Source organism: Streptomyces tateyamensis, from assembly GCF_003205575.1.
GTDB classification, from domain to species: domain Bacteria; phylum Actinomycetota; class Actinomycetes; order Streptomycetales; family Streptomycetaceae; genus Kitasatospora; species Kitasatospora tateyamensis.
This window is the reverse complement of sequence record NZ_PYBW01000078.1, coordinates 17351-30043: the sequence shown is the minus strand read 5'-3', so window position 1 is coordinate 30043 and position 12693 is coordinate 17351. Positions and strand designations below refer to the sequence as shown.

Here is a 12693-nt window from a genome sequence, read left to right as displayed (position 1 = left end):
GCGGATGTCTCCGCATCCACCTTGCGCACCGAGGAGCTGCCTTGAGCACCGCCCTGACCGGAGCCCCGGCCACCGTCCCCCGACAGCTGGACCAGTCCGCCGAGGCCGACCCGCTACTGCACCAGGACGCCGCGGTGGCGGCCGAACAGGCGGCGGTGGAAGCGCTGTTGCGCTGCTGGTGCCGGGAGACCGGGAGCCGCCCCGATCCGGACGGCCTGCTGCGGATCCCGCTGCTGGGTGGCGCGGCCCGGCTGCTGGCCGACGTGCGTCACTGGTCCGACTGCGGCTGGCACCGGTTCGGGCCCGCGGTGCTCGCCGTCGGTGAGGCCGAGGGCGGCGCCCCGCTGGACGCGGTGAGCGCGGCCGCGCTGCTGGCCAGGGCGGCCGCGGCCCGGCCCGAGCAGGTCGCCGACCTGGCCGGCCGGGTGGCCGACTCGGTGCAGCGCACCGCCGACCTGCTGCAGTACCGGCGCGCGCACCCGCGGCCCGCACCCGGCACCAGTGGCTTCCTGCTCGGCGAGCAGGCGCTGCTGCTGGGCCACCCGCTGCACCCCACGCCGAAGAGCCGGGACGGGCTGGCGCCGGCCCAGAGCGCCGCCTACTCGCCCGAGTTGCGCGGCCGCTTCGCGATGCACTGGTTCGCGGTGGACCGCTCGCTGCTGGCCGCCGGCTCGGCGCTGCTGGTCGGCGCCGACCAGCTGACCGCGGAACTGCTGGGCGCCCCCGGCCTGCTGCCGCCGGACACCGCGGCGCTGCCGGCCCACCCCTGGCAGGCCCAGGAGCTGCTGCGCCGCCCGGAGATCGTCGACCTGCTGGAGCGGGGCGCGCTGCACGACCTCGGCACGCACGGCGACCCCTGGTACCCGACCTCCTCGGTGCGCACCGTGCTGCGGCCCGGCAGCCCCTGGATGCTCAAGCTCTCGCTCGGCCTGCGGATCACCAACTCCCGCCGGGAGAACCTGCGCAAGGAGCTGCACCGGGGCCTGGAGGTGCACCGGCTGCTGAGCGCGGGCCTCGGCGCCCAGTGGCAGGCCGCCCACCCCGGCTTCGACATCGTGCGCGACCCGGCCTGGATCGGCCTGGACCTGCCCGGCGCCGAGGGCCGGGAGCGGCCCAGCGGCCTGGACACCGTGCTGCGCGAGCAGCCGTTCGCCACCGCCGACCGGGTGCGCTGCGTGGCCGGCCTGGTCGCCGAACGGCCGCTGGGCGAGCAGGTGCCCGGGGTGCCCTCCGAGCTCGGCGACCTGCTGCGCGCGCTGGCCCGGCGCACCGGCCGCTCGCTGGCCACGGTCTGCGCCGAGTGGTTCCTGCGCTACCTGGACGCCGTGGTGCTCCCGGTGCTCTGGCTGGACGGCCGGGCCGGGATCGCGCTGGAGGCGCACCAGCAGAACAGCCTGGTGCTGCTGGACGAGGACGGCTGGCCGAGCGGCGGGCGCTACCGGGACAACCAGGGCTACTACTTCCGGGCCTCGCACGCCGACCGGCTGGAGCAGCAACTGCCGGGCCTGGGCCGGGACAGCGACACCTTCGTCGAGGACGCGGTGGCCGACGAGCGGTTCGCCTACTACCTGGGGATCAACCACATCCTCGGCCTGATCGGCGCGTTCGGCTCGCAGCACCTGGCCGAGGAGCGGGTGCTGCTGGCCGCGCTGCGCTCCTTCCTCGGCTCGGCGCCGGTGCAGGCCACCGGCTCCGCGCTGCCCGAGCTGCTGCTCACCGCGCCGACACTGCGCTGCAAGGCCAACCTGCTGACCCGGCTGCACGGGCTCGACGAACTGGTCGGACCGGTGGCCGAGCAGTCGGTCTACGTGACGATCGGCAACCCGGTGGCCGCGTGATCGCCGCCGACACCGGCGCCGGCGGCCTACTGCTTCGCCCGGTCACCGAGGCGGACCTGCCGCTGCTCACCGGGTGGATGAACGACCCGGCGGTGGACGCCTTCTGGGAGCTGGCCGGGCCACCGGAGCGGACCGCTGCGCACGTGCGCCCGCAGCTCGCACCGGGCGGGCCGAGCCGGGCCTACCTGGGGGAGCTGGCCGGGGAGCCGGTCAGCTACTGGGAGGTCTACCAGGTGCTGGAGGACCGGCTGGCCGACTACTACCCGGCCGAGCCCGGCGACCTGGGCGTGCACCTGCTGCTCGGGCCCCCCGGCGCACGCGGCCGGGGGCTGGGCGCGGTGCTGATCGACGCGGTGGCCGGCGCCCTGCTGACCGGGACCGGGTGCGAGCGGGTGGTGGCCGAGCCGGACGTGCGCAACACGGCCAGCCTGCGGGCCTTCGCCCGGGCCGGCTTCCGCATCGAACGGGAGATCCGGCTGCCCGAGAAGCGGGCGGCGCTGATGGTGCGTGGACGAGAGCCGAGGAGGGGCTGATGGAGAGTCAGGACCGTGACGACTACGACCTGCTCGGGGTGGGCATCGGGCCGTTCAACCTGTCGCTGGCGGCGCTGGCCGACCAGGTGCCCGGGCTGCGGGCGGTGTTCTGCGACAGCCGGGCCGAGTTCCGCTGGCACCCGGGCATGCTGGTGCCCGGTGCCCGGATGCAGGTGCCGTTCCTGGCCGACCTGGTCTCGCTGGTCGATCCGACCAACCCGTGGTCCTTCCTCAACTACCTGCGGGACCAGGAACGGCTGTTCCCGTTCTACTTCGCCGAGCGGTTCCAGCTGCCCCGCCAGGAGTACGACCACTACTGCCGCTGGGCGGCCGAGCGGCTGGCCGGCTGCCGGTTCGGCACCGAGGTGGTCGCGGTCCACCCCGACCGCGCGGGCTTCGCGGTGGTGCTGCGCGAGGGCGGCGCCGAGCGGCGGGTGCGGGCGCGCAACCTGGTGCTCGGGGTCGGCACCGCGCCGAGCCGCCCACCTGCCTTCGCGGCGCTGGCCGGGCATCCCGCCGTCTTCCACTCGGCGGAGTACCTGAGCCGGGCCGAGGTGCTGGCCGGCGCCCAGGACATCACCGTGGTCGGCTCCGGCCAGTCCGGTGCGGAGGTCTTCCTGGACCTGCTGCGCGACCGGGGCACCGACGGCACCCGGCTGCGCTGGCTGACCCGGACCAGGGCGCTGGCCCCGATGGAGTACTCCAAGCTCGGCCTGGAGCACTTCACCCCCGACTACACCCGGTACTTCCACGCGCTGCCCGAGGCGGTGCGCGACCGGCTGGTGACCGAGCAGTGGCAGCTGCACAAGGCCGCCAGCGCCGAGACCCTGGCCGACATCCACGATGTGCTCTACGAGCGGACCATCGGCCGTCCGCTCACCGAGGCGCCGGCCGAGATCACCCCGGGCACCGAGGTGACCGCGGCCCTGCCCGGCCCCTGCGGCGGCCTGGAACTGCGCTGCCTGCACCGGGACTCGGGGGTGCGCAAGGTGGTGCGCACCGACGCGGTGGTGCTGGCCACCGGCTACCGGGCCGAGCGGCCGCAGCTGCTGGCGCCGCTGACCGAGCTCATCGACTGGGACGAGCAGGGCCGGTTCCGGGTCGACCTCGACCACCGGGTGGCCACCGTCCCCGGGCTGGCCGGCGGACTCTACGTGCAGAACGCCGAGCTGCACACCCACGGGGTGGGAACCCCCGACCTCGGGCTCGGCGCGCACCGGGCGGCGGTGATCCTCAACGCCATCACGGGGCGGCCGGTGCACCGGCTGCCCGCCCGCACCGCCTGGACCAGCTTCGCCCCGGCCGCCCTGCCCGCCCAGTCGACCGCCCACCCCGAGGAGTCGCACCGTGCCCCGTCCGTCCACCGCTGAGACCGCCGCCGCGACCACCGGGCTGCCCGCCGAAGAGCTGCTGACCCCCGAGCGCTGGCAGCGGGCCGGCCGGGCGCTGCTGGCCAAGCTGCTCGGGGAGTTCGCCTACGAGGAACTGCTGCGGCCCGAACCGGCCGGGCCGCCCGGCGGGTACCGGCTGCGGCTCGGGCCGCAGGGTCCCGAGTACCGGTTTCGGGCCCGGCGCGGGGCGTACGGGAGCTGGCAGGTGGACCCCGACTCGGTCGAGGCCACCGACCCGATCGGCTTCCTGCTGGCGGCGCGCGGCTTACTCGGCCTGGCCGGGGACACCGTCGGCCACCTGGTGCGCGAGCTGACCGCCACGCTGGTGGCGGATGTGCGGGTGGCGAGCGGGGCGCTGGCCGCGGCGGAGCTGGCCGAGCTGGACCACACCGCGCTGGAGGGGTACCAGGGCGGGCACCCGTGGATCGTCCTCAACAAGGGGCGCCTGGGCTTCTCGGCCCGGGACGCGGCCGGCTGGACGCCGGAGGCGCGCCGACCGCGGCCGCTGGAGTGGCTGGCGGTCCACCGGGAGCTGGCCCGGTACCGGGGTACGGGTGAGCTGGCGGACGCGGAGCTGCTCTACCGGCAGGAGCTGGACGCCGAGGTACTGGCCGACTTCCGGGACCGGCTCGCCGCGCGCGGCCTCGACCCGGCCCAGTACCTGCTGCTGCCGGTGCACCCCTGGCAGTGGGACGAGGTGGTACTGCCGCTGTTCGCGCCGTGGGTCGCCGACCGACGGATCGTCAAACTGCCCGCCGACCCGGACCTCCGGCTGCCACAGCAGTCGATCCGGTCCTTCTTCAACGTCAGCAGTCCGGCCCGACGGACCGTCAAGTTGCCGCTCTCGGTGCTCAACACGCTGGTCTGGCGCGGGCTGCCGATCGAGCGGACGCTGGCCGCGCCCGCCGTGACGGCCTGGATCCACCGCCTGCGCGACCAGGACCCGTTCCTGCGGGAGGAGTGCCGGGTGGTGCTGCTCGGCGAGGTCGCCTCGGTCACCGTCGAGCACCCCGGCTACGCGCAGCTGCCCGAGGCGCCCTACCAGTACAAGGAGTTGCTGGGCGCGATCTGGCGCGAGCCGCTGGGGGCGCACCTGCTGCCGGGGGAGCGCGGGCGGACGCTGGCCGCGCTGCTGCAGACGGGTGCGGACGGGCGCAGTCTGGTGGAGGAGCTGATCGCCCGCTCCGGCCTGGGCGCCCGGGACTGGACGGCCCGGCTGTTCGCGGTGATGCTCCCGCCGCTGCTGCACTTCCTGTACAAGTACGGCACGGTCTTCTCGCCGCACGGGGAGAACGCGATCCTGATCTTCGACCAGCGGGACGTGCCGGTGCGCCTGGCGGTCAAGGACTTCGTCGACGACGTCAACCTCAGCGACCAGGACCTGCCGGAGCTGCGCACGGTGCCGCCCGAGGTGGCCCAGGTGCTGCTGCGCGAGGCTCCGCAGGGGCTCTGCCAGTTCCTGCACGCGGGGTTGTTCATCGGTGTCTACCGGTTCCTGGCACCACTGCTCGAGTTGCGCTGCGGCCTGCCCGAGGGCGAGTTCTGGGCACTGCTGCGCGAGCAGATCCTGGCCCACCAGCGGCGGTTCCCGGAACTGGCGCAGCGGTTCGCGCTCTTCGACCTGTTCGCGCCCGAGATCGACCGGCTCTGCCTGAACCGCAACCGGCTGCTGCTGGACGGCTACCGGGACGCCCCGCACCGCCCGCACGCGGCCGTGCACGGGCGGGTGGCCAACCCGCTGGCGGTCGGTTCGGCGGTCCTGCCCGGTCCGCGCGGAGGCGTTGTCACTCCCGCCCCGTAGGGTGGGAGCGCCATGACGAACGACTCCGCAACCCAGCTGCCGACCGACGAGTCCGGTGCCGACACCGCCACCGCCGTCCAGGACGGCGCCGACCGCATCCCCGAACTGCTGCACGCCGCGGTGACCGCGGTCGGCGGCGTCGAGCGGCCCGGCCAGATCAGGATGGCCGAGGCCGTCGCCGCCGCGATGGAGGGCGCCGAGCACCTGCTGGTGCAGGCCGGCACCGGCACCGGCAAGTCGCTGGCCTACCTGGTCCCGGCGCTCGCGCACGGCGACCGCGTGGTGGTGGCCACCGCCACCCTGGCGCTGCAACGCCAGCTGGTCGAGCGGGACTTGCCGCGCACGGTGGAGGCGCTGCACCCGCTGCTGCGCCGCCGCCCGCTGTTCGCCATGCTCAAGGGGCGGTCCAACTACCTGTGCCTGCACCGGGCCAACGAGGGCACCCCGGGCGACGAGGGCGAGGGCCTGTTCGATCCGGCCGAGGCGCTCGGCGGCGCGAGCAGCAAGCTCGGCCAGGACATCCTGCGCCTGCGCGACTGGGCCGGCGAGACCGAGACCGGCGACCGGGACGACCTGACCCCGGGCGTCTCCGACAAGGCCTGGGCCCAGCTCGCGGTCACCTCCAAGGAGTGCCTGGGCGCCTCCCGCTGCGCCTACGGCCAGGAGTGCTTCGCCGAGAAGGCCCGGGAGCGGGCTAAGCTGGCCGACGTGGTGGTGACCAACCACGCGCTGCTGGCGATCGACGCGATCGAGGGCGCCCCGGTGCTGCCCGAGCACGAGCTGCTGATCATCGACGAGGCGCACGAGCTGGTGAACCGGGTGACCGGCGCGGCGACCGCCGAGCTGACCGTCGGCGCGGTCAACCGCGCGGTGAAGCGGGCCGCCCGGCTGGCCAACGAGAAGGCGGTGGACGCGCTGCAGGCGGCCGCCGAGAGCTACCACGGGCTGATGGAGACCGCCCAGCCCGGCAAGGTCGACGAGTTGCCCGAGTACCTCGGCTACGCGGTCGCCGCGATCCGGGACGCCAGCCGCCAGGTGATCACCTCGCTCGGCGAGACCAGGGACAAGAGCCTGACCGACGAGGACGTGGTCCGCAAGCAGGCGATGGCCGCCGCCGAGACGCTGCACGAGACCACCGAGCGGCTGCTCTCCGAGTCGCCGTACGACGTGGTGTGGATCGAGCGCAACGACCGGTACGGCCTGGTCCCCGCCTCGCTGCGGGTGGCGCCGATGACGGTTTCCGGGCTGCTGCGGGAGAACCTCTACGGCGAGCGCTCGGTGGTGCTCACCTCGGCCACCCTCAAGCTGGGCGGCGACTTCGCCGGGGTGGCCGCCTCGGTCGGCCTGCCGGCCGAGGGACGGCTGCCGGACGAGCGCGCGGCCGCCGAGCCGGCCCGCAAGGGCGGCGAGGACGCGCCGCCGTACTGGCGCGGGCTGGACGTGGGCTCGCCGTTCTCCTACCCCAAGCAGGGCATCCTGTACGTCGCCAAGCACCTACCGGCCCCCGGCCGGGAGCCGGAACGGCCGCAGATGCTGGACGAGTTGGCCGAGCTGATCGGTGCGGCCGGCGGGCGAACCCTGGGCCTCTTCTCCTCGATGCGGGCCGCCCAGCTGGCCGCCGAGCAGCTGCGCGAGCGCCTTGACGTGCCGATCCTGCTGCAGGGCGAGGACACCCTGGGCGAGCTGATCCGGGCCTTCGCCGGCGATGCGCGGACCTGCCTGTTCGGCACCCTGTCGCTCTGGCAGGGGGTGGACGTGCCGGGCTCGGCCTGCCAGTTGGTGGTGATGGACCGGATTCCGTTCCCGCGGCCGGACGACCCGCTGATGAGCGCCCGGCAGAAGGCGGTGGAGGAGGCCGGCGGCAACGGCTTCATGGCGGTCGCCGCCACCCATGCGGCGCTGCTGATGGCGCAGGGTGCCGGGCGGTTGGTCCGGGCCGCGGAGGACCGCGGCGTGGTGGCGGTGCTGGACCCGCGGCTGGCCACGGCGCGCTACGGCGGGTTCTTCCGGGCCTCGATGCCGGACTTCTGGTACACCACCGACCGCAACCAGGTGCGCCGCTCGCTGGCGGCGATCGACGCGGGTGCCCCGCCGGTGCGCCCGGTGGCCAAGCGGGCCTGAACCGGCAGGTGCCCCGGTCCGGGAGCGGACAGGGGCACCTGCGAGGGACGCCGTGACGGGGGGAGGGTCAGAGCCGGCGCAGCACCGCGACGACCTTGCCCAGGATGGTGGCGTTGTCGCCCGGGATCGGCTCGTAGGCGGGGTTGTGCGGCATCAGCCAGATCCGGCCGTCCTCGCGCTTGAGGCGCTTGACGGTGGCCTCGCCGTCGATCATCGCGGCCACGATGTCGCCGTTCTCGGCGACCGGCTGGCGGCGCACGGTGACCCAGTCGCCGTCGCAGATGGCGGCCTCGATCATCGAGTCGCCGCGGACGGTGAGCGCGAACAGCTCGCCCTCGCCGACCAGCTGACGGGGCAGCGGGAAGACGTCCTCGACGGTCTGCTCGGCCAGGATCGGGCCACCGGCGGCGATCCGGCCGACCAGCGGGACGTAGGAGGTGGAGGGGCGGCCGGCGGCCTCGGCGGTGTTCGGGCGGCTGACCTCGACGCCGCGCACCTCGTAGGCGCGGGGGCGGTGCGGGTCGCGGCGCAGGAAGCCCTTGCGCTCCAGGGCCATCAGCTGGTGGGCCACCGAGGAGGTGGAGGAGAGCCCGACCGCCTGGCCGATCTCCCGCATGCTCGGCGGATAGCCGCGGCGCTGCACCGAGTCGCGGATCACGTCGATCACCCGGCGCTGGCGCTCGGTCAGCCCGGCCTCGTCGGTGCGGATGCCGGGCGGGCGGCCGGGCATCGAGCGGACCTGGCCGTTCGGCAGGCCCAGCGGCACGTCCTGCACCGGGGCGTGCTCGACCGACTGGTCGCTGAGGTAGCCCGGCGCACCGGTGGGGCGCTGGCTGTCGCTGCGGTCCATGCTCCTACGGTCCTCCTGCACGGGGATGCCGCGGGTGTCGGCGATGTTGTTCTGGGTGGCGGTGGGACTGCTGCTACTGGTCTGTACGGCGCTCACGGTGGCCCCTCTCGACGGGCGGTTCCCCTTGCTTGCCCAGCCCAACGGCAGCACCTATCGAAAGGTTGCGCCAAACACACGTTCGAGTGAATTATTTCGGAGTCGGCTGACTCGATCAAGGCTTTGGGTGTATGTCGATTAAATGTTCGAGCCAGAGGATTCTAGCCTGCTTCCCGCGGCTGTCCGGGTGAGTTCGCGAAATGCCCCTCCGGGCTGACCAGTGGGGATGGCGGCGCGTGCATCGGCGGCTACGAATCACCGGCGTGTTGCCCGGTGCGTTTTCCCAGATCTAGTGGTTGGATGCTGCTCGCGCCCCACAGGTTGTGGTCTGTGTCGGCGGATCATGGTTCAGTGTCCTAGACTGTGGTCCTTGCCCGCCATGGCCCGGCCGTGGTGGTCCTCGCTCGCCGTCCGCCTCCGGAAGGAAGTCGTCCTGTGCACTGCCCCTTCTGTCGGCACAGCGACAGTCGTGTCGTGGACAGTCGAACGACGGACGACGGGAGCTCGATCCGTCGGCGGCGCCAGTGCCCCGACTGCGGCCGGCGCTTCACCACGGTGGAGACGGCCGCGCTGATGGTGATCAAGCGCAGCGGGGTGACCGAACCGTTCAGCCGGGAGAAGGTGATCTCCGGGGTCCGCAAGGCCTGCCAGGGCCGACCGGTCACCGAGGACGCGCTCGCGCTGCTGGGCCAGCGGGTCGAGGAGTGCGTGCGGGCCAGCGGCAACGCGGAGCTGTCCACCCACGACGTGGGGCTGGCCATACTCGGCCCGCTCAAGGACCTCGACGTGGTCGCGTACCTGCGGTTCGCCTCGGTCTACCAGGCGTACGACGGGCTGGCGGACTTCGAGGCCGCCATCACCGAACTGCGCGGTGCCGAGCGGTCCGCCCTGGCGGAGGAGGACGGCGCGTGCGCCGTCCCGTCCCCCGCCACGACGCCCTGAGGTAGCAGGGTCCACCGGCCCTGGCCCCCTTGGGGCATCCGTGCGCCCGAAAACGGCGCACATTCCAGACAAATGGTGCGAACCGGTCGGCATTCCCGGCCCGCCCGCCCATCAGGAGAAGCGAAGCAGCGGTACCCCAGCGGCGACAATTGGGGTATTCGGGGCACATGCCCAGGAGGAGGAGAGCAGTGACTGACACGACGAGCGGCAGCGCGCGCGGGTCGAAGTCCGACAAGGCGGCCCGGGGGGCCAAGGCACCCAAGGGCGGTCTGCGGATGGAACGCATCTACACCACTCCTGGGGTGCACCCCTACGACGAGGTCACCTGGGAGCGGCGCGACGTCGTCATGACCAACTGGCGCGACGGCTCGATCAACTTCGAGCAGCGCGGCGTCGAGTTCCCCGACTTCTGGTCGGTCAACGCGGTCAACATCGTCACCTCCAAGTACTTCCGCGGCGCGGTCGGCACCCCGCAGCGCGAGTGGAGCCTGAAGCAGATCATCGACCGGGTGGTGCTCACCTACCGCGCGGCCGGTGAGAAGAACGGTTACTTCGCCACCGCGGCCGACGCCGAGGTCTTCGAGCACGAGCTGACCCACGCCCTCCTCCACCAGGTGTTCAGCTTCAACTCGCCGGTCTGGTTCAACGTCGGCACCAAGCAGCCCCAGCAGGTCAGCGCCTGCTTCATCCTGGCCGTCGACGACTCCATGGAGTCGATCCTCGACTGGTACAAGGAAGAGGGCATGATCTTCAAGGGCGGCTCCGGCGCCGGCCTGAACCTCTCCCGGATCCGCTCCTCCAAGGAACTGCTCTCCTCCGGCGGCAACGCCTCCGGCCCGGTCTCCTTCATGCGCGGCGCCGACGCCTCGGCCGGCACCATCAAGTCCGGCGGCGCCACCCGCCGCGCGGCCAAGATGGTCGTGCTGGACGTGGACCACCCGGACGTCGAGGCCTTCATCGAGACCAAGGTGAAGGAGGAGGAGAAGATCCGCGCGCTGCGCGACGCGGGCTTCGACATGGACCTGGGCGGGGACGACATCACCTCGGTCCAGTACCAGAACGCCAACAACTCGGTCCGGGTCTCGGACGAGTTCATGACGGCGGTGGAGAACGGCAGCGAGTTCGGCCTGCGGGCCCGGATGACCGGCGAGGTCATCGAGACCGTCGACGCCAAGAAGCTGTTCCGCAAGATGGCCGAGGCGGCCTGGGCCTGCGCCGACCCGGGCATCCAGTACGACTCCACCATCAACCACTGGCACACCTGCCCCGAGTCGGGCCGGATCAACGCCTCCAACCCGTGCTCCGAGTACATGCACCTGGACAACTCCAGCTGCAACCTCGCCTCGCTGAACCTGCTGAAGTTCCTGCGCGAGGACGACACCTTCGACGCCGAGACCTTCGCCAAGGTGGTCGAGCTGGTCATCACGGCGATGGACATCTCGATCTGCTTCGCCGACTTCCCGACCGAGAAGATCGGCGAGACCACCCGGGCCTACCGCCAGCTGGGCATCGGCTACGCCAACCTGGGCGCGCTGCTGATGGCCACCGGCCACGCCTACGACTCGGACGGCGGCCGCGCGCTGGCCGGTGCGATCACCTCGCTGATGACCGGCACCGCCTACCGTCGCGGCGCCGAGCTGGCCGGTGTGGTCGGCGCCTACGACGGCTACGCCCGCAACGCAGTCCCGCACCAGCGGGTGATGAAGCAGCACGCGGACGCCAGCTCGGCCGTCGTGGCGCTGGACGAGCTCGACGCCCCGATCTGGGCCGCGGCCAACGAGACCTGGCAGGACGTGCTGCGGCTCGGCGCGCAGAACGGTTTCCGCAACGCCCAGGCCTCGGTGCTGGCCCCGACGGGGACCATCGGCCTGATGATGGACTGCGACACCACCGGCGTCGAGCCCGACCTGGCGCTGGTCAAGTTCAAGAAGCTGGTCGGCGGCGGCTCGATGCAGATCGTCAACAACACCGTGCCGCGGGCGCTCGGGCGCCTGGGCTACCACGGTGAGTCGGTGGAGGCGATCGTCGCCCACATCGCCGAGCACGGCAACGTGGTCGACGCCCCCGGCCTGAAGCCGGAGCACTACGAGGTCTTCGACTGCGCGATGGGCGAGCGCTCCATCTCGCCGATGGGCCACGTGCGGATGATGTCGGCGATCCAGCCGTGGATCTCCGGTGCGATCTCCAAGACGGTCAACATGCCGCAGGCGGCCACCGTCGAGGAGATCGAGGAGATCTACTTCGAGGCGTGGAAGCTGGGCGTCAAGGCGCTGGCGATCTACCGCGACAACTGCAAGGTCGGGCAGCCGCTGTCGGCGAAGACCAAGACCCCGGCGGCCGAGTCGGCCGCGGCAGCGCCCGCCGCGGAGAAGGCGGTGGAGAAGGTGGTCGAGTACCGCCCGGTCCGCAAGCGCCTGCCCAAGGGCCGTCCCGGCATCACCACCTCCTTCACGGTGGGCGGCGCCGAGGGCTACATGACCGCCAACTCCTACCCGGACGACGGTCTCGGCGAGGTCTTCCTGAAGATGTCCAAGCAGGGGTCGACCCTGGCGGGCATGATGGACGCCTTCTCGATCGCGGTCTCGGTCGGCATGCAGTACGGCGTGCCGCTGGAGACCTACGTCTCGAAGTTCACCAACATGCGCTTCGAGCCCGCCGGTCTGACCGACGACCCGGACGTGCGGATGGCCCAGTCGATCGTCGACTACATCTTCCGCCGCCTGGCGCTGGACTTCCTGCCCTTCGAGACCCGCTCCGCGCTGGGCATCCACTCGGTGGAGGAGCGCCAGCGGCACCTGGAGACCGGCTCCTACGAGCCGCTCGAGGACGAGCTGGACGTCGAGGGCCTGGCCCAGTCGGCGCCGCGGACCGCCGAGCCGGCGGCGAAGGCCGAGCCGGCCGCGCCGGCCCTGCCGGCCGCCGGTGCAGCGGCGGCCCGCCCCGTCGCGCACAGCTCGACCGAACTGCTGGAGATCCAGCAGGGCCTGAACGCCGACGCGCCGCTCTGCTTCTCCTGCGGCACCAAGATGCGCCGGGCCGGCAGCTGCTACCTCTGCGAGGGCTGCGGCTCGACCAGCGGCTGCAGCTGATACCAGCGGCTGCCGCCGGTCACCGGTCGCGG

General features: G+C 72.8%; 8 protein-coding genes. 7 read left to right on the top strand and 1 reads right to left on the bottom strand.

Features of this window, described 5'->3' with window-relative positions:
- Nucleotides 1-14: 14 nt before the first annotated feature.
- Genes C7C46_RS20685 through C7C46_RS20665 form a run of 5 tightly spaced genes read left to right on the top strand, consistent with a single transcriptional unit; the run spans nt 15 to nt 7684 of the window.
- Nucleotides 15-1838, top strand: coding sequence for an IucA/IucC family protein (locus C7C46_RS20685; RefSeq protein ID WP_110671371.1), 1824 nt, complete (start codon nt 15-17; stop codon nt 1836-1838).
- On the top strand, nt 1835-2371 hold the full coding sequence (locus C7C46_RS20680) for a GNAT family N-acetyltransferase (protein ID WP_342775419.1): 537 nt from the start codon (nt 1835-1837) through the stop codon (nt 2369-2371). The genes C7C46_RS20685 and C7C46_RS20680 overlap by 4 nt, the downstream gene beginning before the upstream one ends.
- Complete coding sequence (locus tag C7C46_RS20675) at nt 2371-3741, top strand: lysine N(6)-hydroxylase/L-ornithine N(5)-oxygenase family protein (RefSeq protein ID WP_110671370.1); 1371 nt, start codon at nt 2371-2373, stop codon at nt 3739-3741. Before C7C46_RS20680 ends, C7C46_RS20675 begins: the two co-directional genes overlap by 1 nt.
- Entirely contained in the window at nt 3719-5563 is a 1845-nt protein-coding gene (locus tag C7C46_RS20670) for an IucA/IucC family protein (RefSeq protein ID WP_181442440.1), read from the top strand. The genes C7C46_RS20675 and C7C46_RS20670 overlap by 23 nt, the downstream gene beginning before the upstream one ends.
- A gap of 12 nt (nt 5564-5575) precedes the next feature.
- Entirely contained in the window at nt 5576-7684 is a 2109-nt protein-coding gene (locus C7C46_RS20665) for an ATP-dependent DNA helicase (RefSeq protein ID WP_110671369.1), read from the top strand.
- A gap of 67 nt (nt 7685-7751) precedes the next feature.
- Here the strand turns inward: C7C46_RS20665 and lexA are convergent, their stop codons facing one another.
- Nucleotides 7752-8414: a transcriptional repressor LexA gene (gene lexA / locus C7C46_RS20660; protein ID WP_245984627.1), complete on the bottom strand. Its 663-nt coding sequence runs from the start codon at nt 8412-8414 to the stop codon at nt 7752-7754.
- Nucleotides 8415-9065: 651 nt separating this feature from the next.
- Between lexA and nrdR the strand changes: the two genes are divergently transcribed.
- Nucleotides 9066-9572, top strand: coding sequence for a transcriptional regulator NrdR (gene nrdR / locus C7C46_RS20655; protein ID WP_110671367.1), 507 nt, complete (start codon nt 9066-9068; stop codon nt 9570-9572).
- A gap of 188 nt (nt 9573-9760) precedes the next feature.
- Entirely contained in the window at nt 9761-12661 is a 2901-nt protein-coding gene (locus C7C46_RS20650) for a vitamin B12-dependent ribonucleotide reductase (RefSeq protein ID WP_110671366.1), read from the top strand.
- Nucleotides 12662-12693 lie beyond the last annotated feature (32 nt).

Coding starts and splice junctions, on each gene's coding strand:
- C7C46_RS20675 (WP_110671370.1), top strand. CDS start 2,371: ATGGAGAGTCAGGACCGTGACGACTACGACCTGCTCGGGGTGGGCATC.
- C7C46_RS20665 (WP_110671369.1), top strand. CDS start 5,576: ATGACGAACGACTCCGCAACCCAGCTGCCGACCGACGAGTCCGGTGCC.
- lexA (WP_245984627.1), bottom strand. CDS start 8,414: ATGCCCGGCCGCCCGCCCGGCATCCGCACCGACGAGGCCGGGCTGACC.